The organism is Ruegeria sp. CDSA141 (assembly GCF_059612005.1).
On the sequence record NZ_JBXWPT010000024.1, the window covers coordinates 11,820 to 31,227 of the forward strand.

The window sequence follows — 19,408 nt, forward strand, 5'->3', positions numbered from 1 at the left end:
CCCGAAAACAGGATGGTCAGACCGACGATGACCACGAAGCTCCAGGTGAACCCGGACGGAAAATCGGGCTGCCTGACGCAAAGCCAGACCGGTCCCGCGACCAGCCCGAGAAGCAACAGCAGCGTCACGGCATCCAGTAACACCTCGACCATTTCGACAGCCCTCCCGCCATTTGCACCGAGCCCACCTGACACCTGAGCACTTGCCGGTGTCCGGCGGCGGCCCTACCAACTGATCCCGACATGGTTAACAAATGAAAAAGCCCCAGTAAGCGCTGCGACATTATATGACCAAGTAAATTTGTCAGTTTTTCTTGCATCCCGCCGAGAATCGTATAATTGAGCAAATCAGTCGGGTTATCGACCGACACGAAATTCAATTGTTGGGGCAAACTATGCTGAAATCCACAACCTGCCTGGCCGCCGCTCTGTCGGCATTGATCGCAACATCCGCCGCGGCTGAAGGCGAGCTGAACCTTTATTCGTCGCGCCACTATGACACCGACGAACGTCTGTACACGGACTTCGAAGATGCGACTGGTATCAAGATCAACCGGATCGAAGGCAAGGCAGACGAGTTGATCGCGCGCATGGAAGCAGAAGGCGCGAACTCTCCTGCCGACGTTATGCTGACCGTCGACACTTCTCGTCTGGCGCGTGCCAAAGATGCGGGCATTCTGCAAGTAATCGACAGCGAAACCATGGAAGAGCGCATCCCCGCCAACCTTCAGGACGAAGACAACCAGTGGTTCGGCTTCTCACAGCGCGGTCGGATCATCTTTTACAACAAAGAAAACGTCACCAACCCGCCAGCCACTTACGCAGACCTGGCCAAGCCGGAGTACAAGGACTTGATCTGCATCCGGTCCTCGACCAACACCTACAACCAGACACTGCTCGCCTCGATCATCACACATGAAGGCGCAGAAGCTGCAAAGTCCTGGGCGGAAGGCGTTGTCGCCAACATGGCGCGAGACCCGCAAGGGGGTGACACCGACCAGCTGCGTGGCATCGTTTCGGGTGAATGCGATATCGCTGTGTCGAACACTTACTACTATGCACGGGCCATCCGCAAAGACGTCAAAGGTCTTTCCTCTGACCTCGACATGATCGGCTGGGTCTTCCCCAATCAGGACAGCTATGGTGCGCATATGAACCTGTCGGGCGGTGGCGTCGCGGCGCATGCACCGAACAAGGAAAACGCAATCCTGTTCCTTGAGTATCTGGCAAGCGATCAGGCGCAGGAGTACTTTTCGGCAGGAAATGACGAATTCCCGGCAGTACAGAGCGTTGAGCTGGCAGATTCGGTAAAAGCACTGGGTGACTTCAAAGCTGACGACGTGAACCTGTCAGACGTCGCCAAGAACATCCCGGAAGCACAGAAAATCTTCAACGAAGTTGGCTGGAAATAATCCGCAACATCGTCAGCGATTTACCAAGGGCGCGGAGATTCCGCGTCCTTTCTCGTTTACAAATTCATATTTTTTTATTATTTTTCTCGCAATTGAAATTTCCTCTCTCTTTTGAGCCATGCTTGATAACCTTTCGAACCGCCTCGCCGCACGTCTGAACGAACTCCGCCACGGGCGCGGATGGTCGCTGGATCAACTGGCCGCTCACAGCGGAATCAGTCGGGCCACACTGTCCCGCATGGAGAAAGGAGAGGTCAGCCCCACCGCAGAGAATCTTGGCCGTCTCTGTGCCGCTTTTGACCTGCCAATGTCACGACTTTTGATGATGGTCGAAGACAGCTTTGACCCCAAAGTGCCATTTGAACGCCAGACCGAATGGCGCGATCCCGCGACGGGCTTTACCCGCCGTTCAGTTTCACCCCCAGCAAACGGTCTGAACGCCGAGGTCGTGGAATGCCACCTGCCGCGTGACACGGTCATCACTTACGAGACGCCACCAAAATCAGGACAGGAACACCATCTGATCCTGATCGATGGCGCGCTGACACTGACTGTTGACGGAACGCCCCATGCGCTGAGCGCCGGAGATTGCCTGCGCTATCACCTGTCAGGCCCAACCCGGTTCGAAACCGGCGCATCTCGCGGTGCGCGTTATCTCTTGGTGCTGACATGATCTCGCGTCTGACCGATCTCGATTTCAGCGCGGCAGTTGATGATCTGGCGGAAATCCTCCACGCCTGTGTACATGACGGGGCCAGCATCGGCTTTGTCCTTCCGTTTACCTTGGACGATGCACGGACGTACTGGTTGCAGAACGTTCAGCCTGGACTGAAATCCGGTGCATTGGAGGTGTTTGTCACCCATGACAATCGGAGCATTCAGGGCACGGTGCAACTGATCCCCGCGATCATGCCAAATCAGCCACACCGCGCTGATGTCGCGAAGCTTCTGGTACACCCGAACGCCAGACGGCGTGGTTTGGGCCGCGCCCTGATGGAAGCCCTCTTTCAGCGAACAAAAGAGTTGGAGCGTACGATGCTGGTTCTTGATACGCGCAGTACCGATCCTTCTCGAATGCTCTATCTGGACCTTGGGTTTCAGATCGCAGGGGAAATTCCGAACTACTGCCGGAACCCGTTCGAAACCAAATTGGAACCCACAACTTACATGTATAAAGAGCTGTCAGCCTGACGCCGAACAGCGACCGTTTGACCGTGGATCATGGATTTTTTCCGAGTGGTCCACGCGAAGTCGTGCGAATGGTCCGGGGGCATTCTCATGCCGCGCTTTTGGATTAGAGTCATCGCGGCACACGCTGCAACCAAGCCTGAACGCACCGAAATTCAATCACCCGGCCACCTGAAGGGGTGGCCGGGCAATCAATGAAGTGCCTTGCGTTTAGAAATGCGCTGACTTCGTGCCTGCTGGCTTTTCCATCGGAGGCGCAAATTTGGTCAGGTCGATACCTTTAACGGCCGACTTGTATTCCTCGGCGGTCGGCATCCGGCCCAAAACAGCCGACAGCACCACCACCGGGGTCGATGCCAGAAGGGATTCGCCTTTCTTCTCCGACGCGTCCTCAACAACACGCCCCTGGAACAGACGTGTGGACGTGGCCAGGACAGTGTCGCCCTTTGCGGCTTTTTCCTGGTTGCCCATGCAAAGGTTACATCCCGGACGCTCCAGATACAGGATGTTCTCGTATTCCGTCCGCGCTTTGCTCTTTGGGAACAGATCGTCGAATTCAAAGCCTGAATACTTCTGAAGAATGCTCCACTCGCCTTCTTCTTTCAGCTCATCAATGATATTGTAGGTCGGCGCTGCGACGACCAGCGGGGCCTTGAACTCTACTGTGCCCGTCTCCTGCTCGATGTTTTTCAGCATCTGCGAGACGATGACCAGATCGCCCTTGTGCACCATGCAAGATCCAACAAATCCCAGATCGACCTTCTTTTCCCCCTTGTAGTGGGAAACCGGCCGGATCGTGTCATGGGTATAACGCTTGGATACATCCGCGTTGTTGACATCCGGGTCGGCAATCATGGGTTCGCTAATCTCATCCAGATCAACCACCAGCTCGGCAAAGTACTTGGCGTTCTCATCCGGTTTCAGGGCCTGCTTTTCACCCGACTTGATTTCCGCGATCCGCGCGTTGGCCTTGTCGATCAGACCTTGCAGTGTCCGGGCTTCGTTATCCATTCCTTTGTCGATCATGATCTGGATACGGTTTTTTGCAATTTCCAGAGATTCGATCAACGTGTCATCCGCAGAGATGCAGATCGATGCCTTGGCCTTCATTTCGGCTGTCCAGTCGGTGAAGGTAAATGCCTGATCCGCCAGCAACGTTCCGATATGAACTTCGATGATCCGGCCCTGGAACACGTTGTCACCGAATTTCTTGAGCATCTGCGCCTGGGTGGCGTGAACCACATCGCGGAAATCCATGTGATCCGCCATCTGGCCCTTGAAGGTCACCTTGACCGATTCCGGGATCGGCATGGTGGCTTCGCCAGTGGCCAGCGCCAGTGCAACAGTACCCGAATCCGCACCAAATGCGACGCCTTTGGACATACGTGTATGCGAGTCCCCACCGATGATGATTGCCCAGTCATCCACAGTGATGTCGTTCAAGACCTTGTGAATCACGTCTGTCATCGAGTGATAAACACCTTTGGGGTCACGCGCGGTGATCAGGCCGAAGTTGTTCATGAATTTCATCAATTTTGGGATATTTGCCTGCGCTTTGGAATCCCAAACCGAAGCAGTATGACAGCCAGACTGATAGGCACCGTCAACGGTGGGCGATATCACTGTCGCCGCCATCGCTTCCAGTTCCTGCGACGTCATCAGACCGGTGGTGTCCTGCGAACCGACGATGTTGACCTTCACCCGAACGTCCGAGCCCGCATGCAGAACTTTGCCGTCGGCCACGCCAACCGCGTTCTTGTTGAATATCTTTTCAACCGCCGTCAGGCCCTGCCCTTCATGCGAGATCTCCTTGGACGGTGCGAAAGCGGATTTCAGCTCGATACCGAGCGTCGCGGCTGCGAATGTCTGGAGCTTTTTGCCAAAGACAATGGCATAAGATCCTCCGGCCTTTATGAATTCGATCTTTTGCGGCGTGAAGGACGATGACAGGTCGACAAGCTCCTTGTCGCCTTTGTCATTGTACAGCTTTTTGTCCTTGGTGTTGATGGTCAGCACCGTTCCGGTCTCGACGGAATATTTCTGCTCAAGGATTGGATTACCGTCATTGTTCAGGATCGGATTGCCGTCGGCATCCACTTTTTTGACCCAGTTCTTGAGATCGATGCCGATCCCACCGGTCACGCCAACGGTGGTCAGAAAGATCGGTGAAATCCCGTTTGTACCAGCAACAACCGGCGCGATGTTCACGAAAGGCACATAGGGGCTGGCTGGCTTTCCGGTCCACAATGCGACGTTGTTGACTCCGGACATGCGCGACGATCCAACGCCCATCGTCCCTTTTTCAGCCACCAGCATGACGCGTTTATCCGGATGCTGCTTTTGCAAGTTCTGAATCTCGGCCTGTGCTTCAGGTGAGATCATGCACTTGCCGTGCAATTCACGGTCCGACCGCGAATGCGCCTGATTGCCGGGCGACAGAAGGTCAGTCGAGATGTCCCCTTCAGCCGCCACATAGGTCACAACCTTGATTTCTTCTTCGATGTCGGGAAGCCGGATAAGGAACTCGGCCTTGGCATAGCTTTCCAGAATGTCCTTGGCGACGGCGTTCCCGGCCTCAAACGCCGCTTTCAAACGGTCCGTGTCTGCGTCGTACAGGAATACCTGTGTTTTCAGAACTGCCGCCGCCTTCTGCGCAATGTCTGCATCGTCGCCCAGCGCCAGATCAAGCAGAACCTCCACTGATGGGCCGCCCTTCATATGCGACAGCAATTCAAACGCGAAATCCTGCGAGATTTCTTCGACCATCGCGTCACCCAAGATGATCTCTTTCAGAAAGCGTGCCTTTTCACCTGCGGCACTGGTTGTGCCCGGCAGCGTGTTGTAGATTAGGTGGTTCAGTGAATCGGCGCGATGCGCGTTATCCGCATCTTTGATCTGCCCGATGATTTCCTGCAAAAGGGCGCCGTCCTCGATGGGTTTGGGGTGCAGACCCTGTTCTTTGCGCGTTTCGATTTCGTTCAGGTATTCTGTGTAAAGGCTCATGAGGGTTCCGACCATTTAGCTGATGCACCGAGCCGACAAAAGGACCGGCACCTTATGTTTGTATGCGGCGGTATACCAAAACTTGCCGAGATGCAAGATATCGATCTGCGACCCGGTGTCCTGCCCACATGCAACGTCCGCCGAAATGGTCGGAGCAGCGTCGATCACAGGGCTCGATCCCTTACCCCCCGAAAGCCGAAACAAGCTTCTTCGCCAGCGGCAAAGAAGAATAGCCCAACCGTGAAGGTGTAAGCCCCATCCGTACGACAACCATGTCATGCGACGGGAAGATTCCGATGGACTGACCATCATGCCCTTGTAACCAAACCGCGTCCTCAAAGGATGGCAGGTCGCCCGGCGACTTCAGCCAAAGATGACCTTTGGCATATTTCCCGTCAGAAACCGCAACGGGTTCGAACATCCAGTCCACAAAACCTGCGGGCAAGATCCGCGTGCCGTCCCACACCCCCTTTTGCAGCAGAAACTGGCCATACCTCGCCCAGTCACGGGCCGTGGCGTACATATAGCTGGACCCGATGAATGTATCGGCGACATCTGTCTCGATGATCGCCGAAGTCATGCCGAGCGGTTCAAAAAGCGCACCCCGAGGATAGCTCAAACCGCCATCGGGCAGCTTGTCCTGCCACACCCGGGACAATGCGGTGGATGTACCAGAGGAATAGTTGAAGTCGGTTCCAATGCCGGCTTCCAGTGCACGGTCAGCAGCGAAACTGGCCATGTCATCGCTGAGATACAGCATCCTGGTCACGTCCGACACGTCTCCGTATTCTTCATTCCATTGCAGACCGCTTGTCATGGCCAGCATGTCGGCAACAGTGATGTCTCGCCTTGCATCTTCTGCCCATTCGGGAAAGCTGTCCACGAGGGTGTCCGATACGTTCATCCGGCCCGCGTCAATCAACGTTCCGATCAGCCCCGCAGTGACCGTCTTGGTCATGGACCAGCCCAGCAACGGTGTGTCGGCGTCAAACCCTTCGGCATAGCGTTCGGCCACGATGCGCCCGCCTTGAACCACCACTACGGCGCGGTATCCTTCGCCAAGCAGCTTGTCATCCGACAATACAGCCCGAACTTTCGGATCATCAGACAGCGCAACGTCGGTTCCACTTGGCCAGAGACCTGTCGGCGCGGACTTGGCGGCCTCAAGCCGCTGCTCACTCAGGGATGTACCATGGACGTTGGTGCAACCAAGCCCCTGTCGGAACTGCGACGTGGCGGGCGCGAAGAACCGAAAGAGTCGCGCGCGAACAGTCTGCGCCTCTCGATCGACTTCAATCGAAACGTGTTTGAGCAGCGGATGCCCCGGGGCCTGCACATCCACCGTAAGGACCTCGTCCGGATCACGTCCGGCAATGAAAACGTTCGAACAGACAATCTTGGCCGAGTAATTCGTGCCCACTTTCAGCAAGTCCGGGGGGGCGATCAGCAGATAACCAAGCAAACCCACGATGCCCAGAACCACGACACCTAGACCCGTTTTCAATACCTTCGTGAACATCCGCAGACCTGCCCTGTTGCTGTCTTTTCAGCTCAGGTTAGATACAACCAACTCGGTTTTGCTACCATTCCGTTGCGTATTCTTCCGATGTCGATCGGCAGACCCGGCGTCTTTATCTTCGAACTGCGCCGGTCGCCGCGTTGCTTTGATCTTGCGACTACCAAAATCTTTGCAATTGCCCGGCAAGACGTTGCCAAATCTGTTCACTGTACTCCGACTGCGGTCCAGCCAAACGGACCATTCTTATTGTCAGCGCCTGTGCAGGCAGAGCTTCTTCAACGCTTACAAGCTGCCCCTGAGCAAGCGGCGTGGCGACCAAAGAGTGGGGTAGCCATGCAACGCCGATTTCATTTACGGCATATTGCAGCATCGCCAACGTCAGGGCCGTCTCGGCTTTGGCCATGATTCTGGTTTTGTCGGGCAAACGCGGTGCAATCAGTCGGGAAAACACCTGCCCAAGAAATACATCAGGCGGATAGATAATCGCGGGAACAGTCTCACCATCCAATTCCCTGCGCATTGCAGGTGTGCATACCGGGATCAAAGTATCAGCGCCAAGCGTCTTTGCCTCAAATGCATTTTCGAGGTTTTGCATCCTGCCGTCCGAGATCGCGTACATGATCGCGAAATCGACTTCTTTTGAGATCAGTTGCAACAGACACTCGTCCTGATTCCCTGATCGCACTCGAACCGAGATGTCGTCATCTGCGGTCAAAGTGCGGACCACTTTCGGTGAAACGGTTGTCGTAAGAGCATGTTGGCACACAAAAGACAGAGACTGGCTGGCCTGATCACTCTCGGTTTTCAGAGTATGTCGAAGTTTGTGCAGACGCGCACTCAGCTCGCGCAATTCCGGTTCCAACGCCTGCACACCCGGCATCAGGGATACGGGCTTGCGGCGACGATCAAACAGGGTCGCACCGATACTGCCTTCGATGAGCCGCACCCGACGGGTAAAGGCAGATTGGGTCAGCAGCCGTTTTTCCGCGGCGCGTGTCAGCGATCCGCTGTCCAACACGGCCAATATGTCATCGATCCATTCCAGGCGCATGTGTACCAGATACCGCAGCCCCGATTAACATGCAATTGTTGCAACATATTTGCTGAATTTCGAATTAGCAGCGCGGTAATTCAAAGTGTAAATTGACGAAAATCAATATTAGGAATTGTGATATGCATCTCGCCCGCTTCCCCCGCCTTCACCTCGCTCATCTTCCGACACCACTTGAACCGATGAAGCGGCTTTCCAAAGAGCTGGGTGTGGAAATATGGATCAAGCGCGACGATTGCACCGGCATGTCAACCGGCGGCAACAAGACCCGTAAGCTGGAATTCCTGATGGCCGAAGCGGAAGCGCAGGGCGCGGACATGGTGATGACGCAAGGTGCCACTCAAACCAACCACGGTCGACAAACCGCAGCATTTGCCGCCAAACTGGGCCTTGAATGCCATATTCTTCTGGAAGACCGCACCGGCTATCAAGATGGCAACTACAATACAAACGGCAATGTCCTGCTGGACCACTTGCACGGCGCGACGACCGAGAAGTTTCCCGGAGGTCACGATATGCCGGGCGAAATGGAAAAGGCTGCCGAGAAGAAACGGGCAGAAGGCCGCAACGTCTATGTCATTCCCGGCGGCGGCTCGAGCCCGACCGGGGCGCTTGGCTACGTAAACGCGGCCTTTGAACTGTTGGGGCAGGCCAATGACAGCGGATTGCAGATTGACCGTCTGGTACATGCAACCGGGTCATCCGGTACGCAGGCAGGTTTGGTGACAGGAATGTGCGCCATGAATGCGCAGGTGCCGGTGCTTGGCATCGGGACAAGGGCACCTCAGCCAAAGCAGGAACAGATGGTTTACGACCTCGCCTGCAAGACAGCCGAAAAACTGGGGTGCGCAGGCGTGGTAAAGCGCGAAGATGTCATGGCCAATACCGACTATGTCGGTGAAGGCTATGGACTGCCCACTGAAAGCGGTATCGAAGCGATTCAGATGTTTGCTGAATTGGAAGGTATTCTTCTGGATCCCTGTTACTCGGCCAAGGGCGCTGCGGGTCTGATCGATCTGGCGCGCAAAGGCGAGTTCAAAGATCAGCGGGTCGTTTTCCTTCACACGGGCGGCGCCGCGGCTTTAGCGGGGTATGACTTTGCGTTCGATCACAAAAACCGCTGGGTGAATATCTGAGCAATGATGCTGCACCCCATCGGCATTCTTGGCGGCATGGGCCCCGAGGCAACGATCCTCCTCCAGCGTAAGCTGGTGGAGGCTGTACCGGTGCGCGATGATCGGGACCACATTCCGCTTCTGATCGACATGAACACACAGGTGCCATCGCGGATCACTCATCTGATCGAAGGGTCGGGTGAAGATCCGGGGCCAACACTGGCAGCAATGGCGCGACGCCTTCAGGATGCCGGCGCCGTGGCGCTGGCAATGCCCTGCAACACAGCGCATCACTATGCCAAGGCGATCACCGATGCCGTGACTGTTCCGCTATTGAATATGGTTGATCTGGCAGCGGATAATGCCCTCCGTGAACTGGGGGCCGGCGGTTGCGTTGGTATGCTCGCTTCTCCTGCAGTGCGCCGTACTTGTCTTTTCGATACAGCACTGCAGGCGCGCGGGCTATCACCTGTTTGGCCAGCGGATGATGACATGATGCTCGCGGCGATCCGCGAGATTAAGGTCAACGGCCCAAGTGACAAAGCGCGCGAAACACTGCGAGCTTCTTCAAAGGCACTGGTCAAGGCGGAGGCGGACTTGCAACTTATCGCTTGCTCCGAGTTTTCTCTCATTGCTGACAGCGTCGCGGACGACGCCAAAGCAGTGGACACGGTCGATCTACTGGTCCGCGCGATCGTCGGTTTTTCTCAGACGGGCTGCTCTGCGAGTTAGCGTAGGGCTTTTTTCAACGGCAGTCGGTGGGCCCAAAATGGTTTTGTTTGGTCACAAACGCTGCCAAAGCTGGTACGCAATCTGATCCAAGCTGACTGGATTGGAAAAGGCTGAAATCGTCAACGTCGCGCACCATGTATCATCGCCGACCGGCACCAATACCCCCTGATCAAGTTCCTCGGCAATCGCCGTTTCGGGCATCCAGGCAAATCCGCTGCCTGTCATCAATCGTCGTTTGATCGTTTCGACCAGACTATCGACATATATCGTTTCGGTATTCTGGGGTTTCCGGTCAACGGTGTTTTCGACGACCATGCCCAAAAACGACGATCGGTCATAGGCCAGGTAGGGGATCGGCGGGCCATCCTGTCTGGATAAATCCCATCCCATTGTCCGTACCGGCTCAACGGCAGCTACGGGTATCAGACGATCCTTCAGCAGATCCTTACGCTCAAACGCGGTTTCGTCGATCATGGGCGAGACAGAGTGGTGATAGTAGCACAGCAGGATATCCACCGCGCCCTCGACCAAGAGATCACAGCAGGTGCTCAGAGAATCAGACAGAACGCGTGTTCGCAGATCCGGGATTTGCTTCTGCAATTCCTCTATGCGGACCGCCAAAAAATTTACCGCGATGGTGTGTAGAACCGAAAAACGGATGAACCGACTGTCGCCCCGGTCGGCGTCCCGCAGGGATTGGCGGGATTCTGACAGCTGTGAAATTGCCGCCTGAGCAACAGGCAGGAATTGTTTGCCGGCTTCTGTCAGTTGCACCGGATACGTTGCCCGATTGACCAAGGGCAGCCCAACCCAGCTCTCCAACGCCTTGATTCTGCGACTGAATGCGGATTGCGTGATGTTACGCTCATCGGATGCACGGGTGAAGTTCAAGGTCCGGGCGAGGCATTCAAAGTCGCGTAGCCAATTCAGATCCAATGAGTATCCCCGCTTGTTAACGAACGTTTTCAACAAGCATACAGGAACTATGCAGAAACAGAATAGTTTGATGAAATGTTCGAATTGGCTCTCGGAAAAGTTCCTGTTCTAGACTTCTGGGTAGGGTCTGGCGGTTGGTCCTCTTTTCAGCCTTCCGTCCGAAGTTGCGGCCAAATGCATGTTGGCACGACCCTATTGCGCATTAGGAAAGTCGAACGACGGAACAAACGACGCCGAACCACGGCGCATTTCAACAGAGGAGAAGACCATGAGAACCAATCTAAAAACGCTGGGGATGGCTGCTGCGGTCAGCATCTGCGCCGTGCCTGCATTCGCAGCCGAAGAAGTGAAGATCGGCGTGCCATCCTGGACCGGCGCACAGGCCATTGCCCATCTGCTGGGCGCGGTCGTGGAAATGCGCATCGGTGGCAAAGTGGAATATGTGCCCGGCAACAACGCCACGATCTTTCAGGCGATGGATCAGGGCAAGGGCGATATCGATGTGCATCCCGACGTTTGGCTGCCCAACCAGGAAAGCTTCACCAAGAAGTATGTGGACGAAGCCGGCACCGTTACCTTGTCGTCGAACCCCTACGAGGGCAATCAGGGCTTTTGCGTCAGCAAAGACTTTGGTGAAGCCAACAACATCACCGACATCGCTGATCTGGGTCGCCCGGATGTAGCCGCATTGATGGACAGTGACGGCAATGGCAAAGGTGAAATGTGGATTGGCGCGCCGGGTTGGGCTTCGGCCAATGTGAACGAAGTCAAAACCCGCGACTATGGTCTGCTTGATTTCATCGAGCCGGTACGTGCCGAGGAAAGCGTGAAGACCGCGCGGATCAAGGACAGCATAGCCAAGGGTGAAGGGTACGCCTTCTATTGCTACAAGCCGCATGCGGTCTGGTACATGTTCGACGTTCAGATGTTGACCGAGCCGACATTTGACCCGGCAAAATACGTGATGGTCCAGCCGTCTGATGATCCGGACTGGTACAACAAATCCAGTGTTGCGACCAAGGACGCGCTCAAGAACGTGCAGATTGCTTGGTCCAACACGCTGCCAGAGCGCTCTCCGGCGATTGCTGATTTCTTCGCGAATTTCGCGTTGACAGCAGATGATGTGAGCGGGTTCGCCTATGAGATCAGCGGCAAGGGCCGGGATCCGGCAGAGGTTGCCCGTGAATGGGTCGAAGCGAACCCGGATCGTGTCGACGCCTGGCTGGGTCTCTGATCTCACGTCCAGAAACAGGGTGGCGGCGATTGGCGGCGCTGCCCAAATGCGTACCTTTGGGGGACCTATGAGCGACGATACCGTTATTGAAATCTCGAATGTCTGGAAGATATTCGGGAGCAAGCCCGAGGTGGCGCTGCAGGCGATCCGCGACCGCGGGTTGGACAAGGCCCAAGTGCTGGCTGAATACAACTGCGTTGTCGGCGTGGCGGATGTCAGTCTGTCGGTCAATCGGGGCGAGATATTCTGCATCATGGGCCTGTCAGGCAGCGGAAAATCCACTCTGGTCCGCCACTTCAACCGGTTGTTGGAGCCTACCGCCGGCAAGATCGAAATCGAGGGCACTGACGTGATGGCTCTGGGTCCGAAAGAGCTCCAGCAGTTTCGCAACAACAAGATCGGTATGGTTTTTCAGAACTTTGCGCTGATGCCGCATCGATCTGTGCTGGACAATGTCGCGATGCCGCTGGAAATCCGGCAGGTCAGCAAGAATGAACGCATGCGTCAGGCCGCCGCTATTCTGGATATCGTCGAACTCGGAGCCTGGGGATCGAAATTCGCACACGAGCTGTCCGGTGGTATGCAGCAACGTGTGGGCCTTGCCCGGGCACTGGCGGCGAACCCGGATGTGTTGTTAATGGACGAACCGTTCTCGGCGCTGGACCCGTTGATCCGGCGGCAGTTGCAGGATGAGTTCATCCGACTGAGCAAAATCTTGAAAAAGACGACGATCTTCATCACCCACGACCTGGATGAAGCAGTTCGCATCGGGAACCGGATCGCGATCATGCGCGACGGCAAGGTGGTGCAGATCGGGACGGCCGAAGATATCGTCATGAACCCCGCCGACGACTATGTGGCCGATTTCGTTGCGGGCATATCGCGGCTCAAAGTGGTGCGCGCCCATGCGGTCATGCGGCCCATACCAGAGCATGTTGCGACCCATGGGCCGCTATCGGCAGATGCCCCACGTGTAGATGAGAGTGAGAACCTGAGCACGCTGATCAATCTGGCAATCGACAACGACAGCGCAATCCTAGTGGAGGACGGCGGCGTGGATGTTGGCGTCATAACCCGTGCCGATCTGTTGCGCACCGTGATCGAAGGGACCGAAGTGTCATGAGCACATCTGATGTGAACCCGCTGGAAGATACCGAAAGCGAAGCTGCTTTGGCGTATGCCGAAGAGCGGCGCAAGAACATTCGGGCATTTGTACGCACCAGCCCCGACTACTACATCCGAAACTTCGACAAGATCGGCGCGTCGTCCCGCTTTACACCAACCTTCAATCTGATGGCCGGATTATTTGGTCCGGTCTGGTTCGGTGCCCGGGGCTTGTGGTCATGGGCGCTTCCATTTCTGATCCTCGAAACAATAGCCTATGTGCAAATCGCGCGAGGGATGTTCGGCGATCTGGCGGCCGAGGCTATGGAACGCATCGCTTCAATTGAAGGGACGCTTGAACTGCGCCGTCAGCAGTTGGCCGCTGCCATTGAAAACAATTCGGACAAGATCGATGTCTATCAGCGAACGGTGGATTCGCTTGAGGAAAACATAGGCGGCATCCGCGCTGAAGCCGAGGCGATGGCCGCCGAGGGCCCGTACATTGTTTTGACCGGCCTGATCATTCTAATCATCGTCAAGCTTGTTCAGTCACAGGTGGCAAACTGGGCGCTCGAGGCGCGTTTCTCGGAATGGTTGTCAGATCGCTCAATCCGATCAGCAATGCCGGTATCGCAGATCGTGTTCAGCGCGGTATTCATGGCGCTGATCGTTGCTGCGGCGATGATGCATTACAGCTTTCCGGGGCGTTTCTCGTTGCTCAGCCATTTCCCGACGGACCCCAACATCCGCCTGACCAGCATCACTTGGGTGGAAGACTTCATCGCCTGGTGCGTGCGCAACAGCGAAGCGTTCTTTGACGGGCTGACATTCGGTATCCGTACCCTGCTGGACGCGCTTGAGGTTATATTGGTACAGACTCCGTGGATCGTGATCGCCAGTCTCATCATTCTGCTGACATGGCTGACTGCGGGCGTCAGCACGGCAATCTACTCGGGCGCATTTCTGGCCTATATGGGGCTGTTGGGCTTCTGGGAGGGCGCAATGACCACACTGGCCTTGTTGGGGACAGCGGCGTGCCTGTCGATTGTCATCGGAATTCCATTGGGCATGTTCGCGGCGCGTCGGCCACGGTTTTACGCTTTCATCCAGCCGATCATGGACTTCATGCAAACCATGCCCGCCTTTGTTTTCATGGTCCCCGTGATCGCGTTTTTTGGTGTTGGCAAACCAGCGGCGGTCGTGGTCACGATGATTTTCGGCGGCACACCAGTGGTGCGCCTGACCGTTCTGGGCTTGCGCGGAGTACCCGAAAGTGTGCGTGAAGCAGCGATCAGTTTTGGCGCCAACAAATGGTATCTGCTCACCAAGGTCGACTTGCCGCTGGCAAGCCCGTCGATCCGGGCGGGGATCAACCAGACAATCATGCTGTCATTGGCAATGGTTGTGGTCGCGTCGCTGATCGGTGCCAAAGGGCTGGGCGAAGACGTTCTGGAGGCGTTGCAGTACGCGAATGTTGGCCAGGGTATCCTTGCAGGGTTCTCAATTCTGTTCTGTGCGATGATTCTGGATCGGATTGTGCAGGGCGGCCGGAAATGACACCCATAGTATTTGTCCATGGGTTTCTGGGCGGCAGTCGGCAATGGCAGCGGCAGGTCGAGGCCCTGGAAGGTTACGATGTGATCACGCTGGATTTGCCGGGTTTTGGTGAAAATACTCACCGCGATGCATTCTGCAGTATCTCGGGCTTCGCGGACTGGGCGTTGAATGAATTGAAGTTGCGCAACATCGAGAAATTCCATCTGGTTGGTCACTCGATGGGTGGAATGGTCGCGCAGGAAATGGTTGCCCGTGCGCCCAAGCGTGTTGACCGTTTGGTTCTTTATGGCACCGGGTCCGTAGGAGTGCTGCCCGGGCGGTTTGAGACCATTGATACCTCGAAAACCCGTGCCTGTGCAGACGGACCGAAAGTGACGGCGCGGCGAATTGCGGCAACCTGGTTTCTAGAGCGCGAAAAGGCGATGGAATATGAACTTTGCGCCACGATAGCGCAGAAAAGCAATCTGAAAGCCATGCTCACTGGTTTGGACGCGATGAATTCCTGGAGCGGCGCTGAAAACCTGTCAGCAATCAAGACCCCGACACTGGTTATGTGGGGGGATCGGGATCGTACCTACCCATGGAGTCAGACAGAACAGTTGTGGCAATCTATTCCGAATGCAAATCTCGCGGTGATTCCGAACTCTGCTCATGCGACGCATCTGGAGAAAGTCGAACTGTTTAACGGGGTATTGCGGGATTTCCTTGATGCCTGATGAATTGCGCCAATCAAATGAACCGGACAGTTGACACCATCCTGCGGATAACCGATTGATTTATATGGTCGAACGCCATGGTCTGTCAGATCAGTCCATTGATCGGCAGGCTTTTCCGTATCAGCGCGTCGCTGCAAGACCACCAGTTCGCGACCCTGTATTCAGCAGGGCCCAAATACGCATGCGTTCCTGCCGTCACGCAGGGTTGGTGGAAAGAGTTTCCTTCGCGCCATTTGTGCAACAAAGCCGACAGCATTGCGCAGGCAATCAGATTTGTAATACACGAACGTCCTGCATGGACCGGATCGTGGCCAGATCCTGCTCGTAAAGATCTGTAAACGCTTCAACTATGTCGGCATTCCAACCCGGCATATCGAGCTCTTCTTCGACCTGCTCCAGACGGGCGTATTCGTCCAAAATATTTGCCATCTCTTCACGTCGGCTGGTCCGGTCAAGGGCGTCCCCTTTTCTCACGATGTCCAATACATGTCGTTGACCGGCCTCCGTCAAAAGTGAAGACAGGAATGCATATTCTTCATGAAGTGGAGCCTCATCAGGCAATCCGGATATAGCGCGGATGATATCTCCCCAAATAAGCGGGGAATTCTCGTGTTCCCACAAGGTGAGTTGAACCTGCGGGGCAAGATCCAGCAGGTCTTCGACCATACCAAGCCAACTGAGGCAGCTTAAATCGGTGCTGGCCAGTATGTCCTGACGATGATCTTCATGGATCGACGCAAGGATCTTTGGAATAAAAACCACGGGATTTACCAGCCCTGCAAATACTTCAACCTGCGCGCCGTCCAGCAGAGATTCTGTGTAAGCCGTTCTTTTCCCCGCAAACGGATAGATCTGCCCGTGTTGCAGCGCGGTGCGTCTGGGGCCAAAGAATTTGTCGCTCGACAAAATCACGCGGTCCAGGTTGGGATTGCCGGTTACAAGCTCCGCCAAGCTGTTTGGTGTTTCTGCATCAGGTTGACCTTGCAAGATCGAGTCAGACACAACTTTGACGAATTGCCGGGACCGACGCGGCCCCAGAACAGCCGTTCGGTAATCCGCCAATATCCGCCTGTTCGCGCCAAGCGAGGACATCACCAGCCCTTCATCCGAAAAGGCAACACCAGCGTGGATAGCAACCTGCATCTTGTTTCCCTTAACCCTGGCTTTTCTGTATAGCCGCGTTCGCCACCTCTCGCGAGATCTCTGCTGCGAATGAGCCCAGCGTTTTTGCACGTTCTCAGGAAATCGGGCAATGTCTAAGTTAGGGGTAAAATTCAGACTTGCAGTCCACCGCCAGAGGAAGTAATCGACAGCCAGTGCCCCTATAGCTCAGCTGGTAGAGCAACTGATTTGTAATCAGTAGGTCCGCGGTTCGAGTCCGTGTGGGGGCACCATAGAATCAGATAACTCATTGGTATAGCTCCAAATTTTAGCCACTGCTAGGAGCCGTAGACCATGTCGGAGACCGTTTCGCGCCCTTTCACCTTCGTAAAAGACGGTGTTTTCTACTTCAGCCGCCGCATCCCGAAAGAATTGAGAAACCACTACACGTCGCCTCGGATCGCGTATTCGCTGCGGACAAAGTCGCCCAAGATCGCTGAAGCCAGAGCCAGAAGAGCAGCTGATCAGCTGGACGAGTACTGGTATCACCTGCGTTGTCGTGACGCAAACCTACCCGGCAAGCACATGCTGAGGCTACAACGCACAACTGACGCATCAGTCGTTGACCAGCCGCTTTCTGTCTCTTCGTCATCTGTTCTTTTGTCGGAGGCGGTGGGGATTTATCTTCAGCTGAAGGGGAATGGTCGCCCCGTAACCTTTCGTCGAGCTGCTGAGAGGGCCTGTGGCTACGTCATTGACGCCTGTGGAGACAAGCACCTCGATGCCTACACCAAAGCAGACGCCAACGCATTCCGAGATGCTCTAATTGCTCGTGGTCTTGCTGGCAGCAGCATGACGCGGGTCTTCGGTACCGTCAGGGCCGTAACGAACTTCGCTGCAAGCGAACAGGGCCTCACCCTGAACAACCCCTTTGCAGGCGTCTACTACGACAGATCGGCTGGCGTCTCCGATCGCACTTCTGTTCCTGCTGACGCCTTGGTTGTAGTTCAAGATAAGTGCAGAGAGCTGGATGACGATCTTCGCTGGCTCGTGGCGTTGGTGTCAGATACAGGAATGCGCTTGGCCGAAGCCGCCGGGATGACAAGAGCGGACTTTGTTCGTGGAGAGGACGGAGTGCTGACGGCTCGGGTTCGCCCCCATCCGTGGCGTCGCCTAACGCATCCTAGGGTCAGGATGCATTGATTTCCGCCGCGCCACGTGATTCACGGCTCCGAAAATGGAGCGGTCACATGAGCGATCTTTTCTGGTTGACTGACGCGCAGATTGCGCGCCTCAAACCCTTTTTCCCGAAGTCGCATGGCAAGCCTCGGGTTGATGACAAGCGGGTGCTAAGCGGGATTATCTTCATCAACCGCAATGGGTTAAGGTGGCGCGATGCCCCTGCAGTCTATGACCCGCACAAAACTCTCTACAGCTGCTGGAAACGCTGGAGCGAGAAAGGCAACTTCGCACGGTTGATGGCTGGTCTGGCCGCTGAGCACGGCGAACAGAAGACTGTGATGATCGACGCGACCTACCTGAAGGCACATCGAACGGCGACCAGCATGGCCGCCAAAAAAGGGGGCGCGGGCGTCTGATCGGCCGAACCAAAGGCGGCATGAACACCAAACTGCACGCCATCTGTGACAGCCAGGGGCGCCCGCTCGACCTGTTCGTCACCGCCGGTCAGGTCAGCGACTACATCGGCGCGCGGGCGTTGCTCAGCAGCCTCCCAAAAGTCGACTGGCTGCTCGGGGATCGCGGCTATGACGCCGACTGGTTCCGAGAAGCGTTAAAAGACAAAGGGATAAGCGCCTGCATCGCAGGCCGCAAGCAACGAAAGACCCCGGTCAAATACGATAAGCGCAGGTACAAACGCCGCAACCGGATCGAGATCATGTTCGGCAGGCTCAAAGACTGGAGACGCGTCGCAACCCGCTATGACCGCCTTCCCAAGGTGTTCCTATCAGCCATCGCGCTCGCGGCTATCGTCATCTATTGGTTATGAATCCTGACACTAGTACCAGTTGGGGTGCATAATTTTTAGCCATGTTACGAAAGCGTGTTAAGCAAGCCGGCTCACGACAAGTTTCATCTGCGGCTTCAGCGGAAGCGGCGGAAAAGACTGAACTGGAAGGACTGACTTTTGCCTGAGGGAGTTTGATGCAGGTGGTGGCGATGCGCCACGAGTTCGAAGCTTTCTCCAAGTAGCTCGGCGAGGTCGCTTGGACTATATCGGGCGACCGGGAAACCACTGCACTTCTCCGGCCCGTCTGGCGCAAAGGTGGAAATGATCGCATTGCCGCCGATGCTCACCCCGCGCGCGAGGCTTTCCAGATAGGCCGCCCGCTCCGCCGCATCGACGAGGAAATGGAACACTGCCCTATCGTGCCACAGGTCGTAATGACGATCAGGAGCCCAAGTGGTGATGTCTGCCGAAATCCATTTCACTGTTTCACCGGCTTGTCCCAGCCGGTCCCGGGCTACAACCAGGGCGACCTGCGAAAGATCGAGGACTGTGATATCGTGAAGTCCCATCGCGAGCAGAGCGCCCGCAAGACGGGAGGTTCCCCCGCCAATGTCGATGACTGATGAATTCGCAGTTGCGCCAGCCATCTCGATTAGTTCGAGCGAGACCCGTGGATCATCCTGATGCCAACTCAACTGGGCCTCGGACTTCTCGCCATAGACGGTGTCCCAGTGTGCCTTTCTGTCGACCGTCATGTCTCTACACCCTCCCA

General features: G+C 55.8%; 17 protein-coding genes and 1 tRNA gene. 12 read left to right on the top strand and 6 right to left on the bottom strand.

Annotated elements, in window-relative coordinates; translation table 11 throughout:
* Nucleotides 1–394 precede the first annotated feature (394 nt).
* The 3 genes from AC2FLP_RS20295 to AC2FLP_RS20305 all read left to right on the top strand — a co-directional run bounded on the left by AC2FLP_RS20295 (nucleotide 395) and on the right by AC2FLP_RS20305 (nucleotide 2,602).
* Complete coding sequence (locus AC2FLP_RS20295) at nucleotides 395–1,411, top strand: Fe(3+) ABC transporter substrate-binding protein (protein ID WP_299902004.1); 1,017 nt, start codon at nucleotides 395–397, stop codon at nucleotides 1,409–1,411.
* Between the two features lie 118 nt (nucleotides 1,412–1,529).
* Nucleotides 1,530–2,084, top strand: a complete 555-nt coding sequence (locus AC2FLP_RS20300; protein ID WP_496685995.1) for a helix-turn-helix domain-containing protein — start codon at nucleotides 1,530–1,532, stop codon at nucleotides 2,082–2,084.
* On the top strand, nucleotides 2,081–2,602 hold the full coding sequence (locus AC2FLP_RS20305) for a GNAT family N-acetyltransferase (RefSeq protein WP_117870719.1): 522 nt from the start codon (nucleotides 2,081–2,083) through the stop codon (nucleotides 2,600–2,602). Before AC2FLP_RS20300 ends, AC2FLP_RS20305 begins: the two co-directional genes overlap by 4 nt.
* 207 nt (nucleotides 2,603–2,809) lie before the next feature.
* On the opposite strand, the gene AC2FLP_RS20310 is transcribed toward AC2FLP_RS20305, so the two are convergent.
* From AC2FLP_RS20310 to AC2FLP_RS20320, 3 genes are all read right to left on the bottom strand, one after another.
* Nucleotides 2,810–5,602: a bifunctional aconitate hydratase 2/2-methylisocitrate dehydratase gene (locus AC2FLP_RS20310; RefSeq protein WP_496685990.1), complete on the bottom strand. Its 2,793-nt coding sequence runs from the start codon at nucleotides 5,600–5,602 to the stop codon at nucleotides 2,810–2,812.
* A 181-nt stretch (nucleotides 5,603–5,783) separates the two neighbouring features.
* Nucleotides 5,784–7,121 carry a serine hydrolase domain-containing protein gene (locus AC2FLP_RS20315; protein ID WP_496685987.1) on the bottom strand — a complete coding sequence of 446 codons (1,338 nt, stop codon included), beginning with the start codon at nucleotides 7,119–7,121 and terminating at the stop codon, nucleotides 5,784–5,786.
* A 157-nt stretch (nucleotides 7,122–7,278) separates the two neighbouring features.
* Entirely contained in the window at nucleotides 7,279–8,172 is an 894-nt protein-coding gene (locus AC2FLP_RS20320; protein WP_496685985.1) for a LysR family transcriptional regulator, read from the bottom strand.
* 122 nt (nucleotides 8,173–8,294) lie between these two features.
* Between AC2FLP_RS20320 and cuyA the strand changes: the two genes are divergently transcribed.
* Together cuyA and cuyB are read left to right on the top strand one after the other, a co-directional pair.
* Entirely contained in the window at nucleotides 8,295–9,308 is a 1,014-nt protein-coding gene (cuyA, locus tag AC2FLP_RS20325; RefSeq protein WP_299902020.1) for a D-cysteate sulfo-lyase, read from the top strand.
* Nucleotides 9,309–9,314: 6 nt separating this feature from the next.
* Nucleotides 9,315–10,019: a cysteate racemase gene (gene cuyB, locus AC2FLP_RS20330; protein WP_496685982.1), complete on the top strand. Its 705-nt coding sequence runs from the start codon at nucleotides 9,315–9,317 to the stop codon at nucleotides 10,017–10,019.
* Between the two features lie 51 nt (nucleotides 10,020–10,070).
* Here cuyB and AC2FLP_RS20335 read toward each other — a convergent pair whose 3' ends face one another.
* Nucleotides 10,071–10,955: a LysR family transcriptional regulator gene (locus AC2FLP_RS20335; RefSeq protein WP_299902025.1), complete on the bottom strand. Its 885-nt coding sequence runs from the start codon at nucleotides 10,953–10,955 to the stop codon at nucleotides 10,071–10,073.
* 268 nt (nucleotides 10,956–11,223) lie between these two features.
* Between AC2FLP_RS20335 and AC2FLP_RS20340 the strand changes: the two genes are divergently transcribed.
* The 4 genes from AC2FLP_RS20340 to AC2FLP_RS20355 all read left to right on the top strand — a co-directional run bounded on the left by AC2FLP_RS20340 (nucleotide 11,224) and on the right by AC2FLP_RS20355 (nucleotide 15,566).
* Nucleotides 11,224–12,189, top strand: a complete 966-nt coding sequence (locus AC2FLP_RS20340; protein ID WP_299902027.1) for an ABC transporter substrate-binding protein — start codon at nucleotides 11,224–11,226, stop codon at nucleotides 12,187–12,189.
* A 67-nt stretch (nucleotides 12,190–12,256) separates the two neighbouring features.
* On the top strand, nucleotides 12,257–13,312 hold the full coding sequence (locus tag AC2FLP_RS20345) for a quaternary amine ABC transporter ATP-binding protein (RefSeq protein ID WP_496685978.1): 1,056 nt from the start codon (nucleotides 12,257–12,259) through the stop codon (nucleotides 13,310–13,312).
* Nucleotides 13,309–14,850 carry an ABC transporter permease gene (locus AC2FLP_RS20350; protein WP_299902034.1) on the top strand — a complete coding sequence of 514 codons (1,542 nt, stop codon included), beginning with the start codon at nucleotides 13,309–13,311 and terminating at the stop codon, nucleotides 14,848–14,850. Before AC2FLP_RS20345 ends, AC2FLP_RS20350 begins: the two co-directional genes overlap by 4 nt.
* Complete coding sequence (locus AC2FLP_RS20355) at nucleotides 14,847–15,566, top strand: alpha/beta fold hydrolase (RefSeq protein WP_117870741.1); 720 nt, start codon at nucleotides 14,847–14,849, stop codon at nucleotides 15,564–15,566. The genes AC2FLP_RS20350 and AC2FLP_RS20355 overlap by 4 nt, the downstream gene beginning before the upstream one ends.
* 267 nt (nucleotides 15,567–15,833) lie before the next feature.
* Here the strand turns inward: AC2FLP_RS20355 and AC2FLP_RS20360 are convergent, their stop codons facing one another.
* On the bottom strand, nucleotides 15,834–16,709 hold the full coding sequence (locus AC2FLP_RS20360; protein ID WP_299902040.1) for a hypothetical protein: 876 nt from the start codon (nucleotides 16,707–16,709) through the stop codon (nucleotides 15,834–15,836).
* A gap of 175 nt (nucleotides 16,710–16,884) precedes the next feature.
* Here AC2FLP_RS20360 and AC2FLP_RS20365 point away from each other — a divergent pair.
* The 3 genes from AC2FLP_RS20365 to AC2FLP_RS20375 all read left to right on the top strand — a co-directional run bounded on the left by AC2FLP_RS20365 (nucleotide 16,885) and on the right by AC2FLP_RS20375 (nucleotide 18,675).
* Nucleotides 16,885–16,960: transfer RNA gene (locus AC2FLP_RS20365), tRNA-Thr, on the top strand.
* A gap of 61 nt (nucleotides 16,961–17,021) precedes the next feature.
* Nucleotides 17,022–17,870 carry a DUF6538 domain-containing protein gene (locus tag AC2FLP_RS20370; RefSeq protein WP_496685973.1) on the top strand — a complete coding sequence of 283 codons (849 nt, stop codon included), beginning with the start codon at nucleotides 17,022–17,024 and terminating at the stop codon, nucleotides 17,868–17,870.
* A 47-nt stretch (nucleotides 17,871–17,917) separates the two neighbouring features.
* A protein-coding gene (locus tag AC2FLP_RS20375) for an IS5 family transposase (protein WP_496685971.1) occupies nucleotides 17,918–18,675 on the top strand; the annotation gives its coding sequence in 2 pieces (ribosomal slippage) (nucleotides 17,918–18,254 and nucleotides 18,254–18,675; 759 coding nt in all).
* 95 nt (nucleotides 18,676–18,770) lie between these two features.
* On the opposite strand, the gene AC2FLP_RS20380 is transcribed toward AC2FLP_RS20375, so the two are convergent.
* Nucleotides 18,771–19,391: a class I SAM-dependent methyltransferase gene (locus AC2FLP_RS20380; protein ID WP_496685968.1), complete on the bottom strand. Its 621-nt coding sequence runs from the start codon at nucleotides 19,389–19,391 to the stop codon at nucleotides 18,771–18,773.
* Nucleotides 19,392–19,408 lie beyond the last annotated feature (17 nt).

Excerpts from the sequence above, each read along its gene's own strand:
- AC2FLP_RS20305 (WP_117870719.1), top strand. The coding sequence starts at position 2,081 with ATGATCTCGCGTCTGACCGATCTCGATTTCAGCGCGGCAGTTGATGAT.
- AC2FLP_RS20380 (WP_496685968.1), bottom strand. The coding sequence starts at position 19,391 with ATGACGGTCGACAGAAAGGCACACTGGGACACCGTCTATGGCGAGAAG.
- AC2FLP_RS20320 (WP_496685985.1), bottom strand. The coding sequence starts at position 8,172 with ATGCGCCTGGAATGGATCGATGACATATTGGCCGTGTTGGACAGCGGA.
- AC2FLP_RS20370 (WP_496685973.1), top strand. The coding sequence starts at position 17,022 with ATGTCGGAGACCGTTTCGCGCCCTTTCACCTTCGTAAAAGACGGTGTT.
- cuyA (WP_299902020.1), top strand. The coding sequence starts at position 8,295 with ATGCATCTCGCCCGCTTCCCCCGCCTTCACCTCGCTCATCTTCCGACA.
- AC2FLP_RS20350 (WP_299902034.1), top strand. The coding sequence starts at position 13,309 with ATGAGCACATCTGATGTGAACCCGCTGGAAGATACCGAAAGCGAAGCT.
- AC2FLP_RS20355 (WP_117870741.1), top strand. The coding sequence starts at position 14,847 with ATGACACCCATAGTATTTGTCCATGGGTTTCTGGGCGGCAGTCGGCAA.
- cuyB (WP_496685982.1), top strand. The coding sequence starts at position 9,315 with ATGCTGCACCCCATCGGCATTCTTGGCGGCATGGGCCCCGAGGCAACG.
- AC2FLP_RS20310 (WP_496685990.1), bottom strand. The coding sequence starts at position 5,602 with ATGAGCCTTTACACAGAATACCTGAACGAAATCGAAACGCGCAAAGAA.
- AC2FLP_RS20295 (WP_299902004.1), top strand. The coding sequence starts at position 395 with ATGCTGAAATCCACAACCTGCCTGGCCGCCGCTCTGTCGGCATTGATC.
- AC2FLP_RS20340 (WP_299902027.1), top strand. The coding sequence starts at position 11,224 with ATGAGAACCAATCTAAAAACGCTGGGGATGGCTGCTGCGGTCAGCATC.
- AC2FLP_RS20360 (WP_299902040.1), bottom strand. The coding sequence starts at position 16,709 with ATGCAGGTTGCTATCCACGCTGGTGTTGCCTTTTCGGATGAAGGGCTG.
- AC2FLP_RS20345 (WP_496685978.1), top strand. The coding sequence starts at position 12,257 with ATGAGCGACGATACCGTTATTGAAATCTCGAATGTCTGGAAGATATTC.
- AC2FLP_RS20300 (WP_496685995.1), top strand. The coding sequence starts at position 1,530 with ATGCTTGATAACCTTTCGAACCGCCTCGCCGCACGTCTGAACGAACTC.
- AC2FLP_RS20315 (WP_496685987.1), bottom strand. The coding sequence starts at position 7,121 with ATGTTCACGAAGGTATTGAAAACGGGTCTAGGTGTCGTGGTTCTGGGC.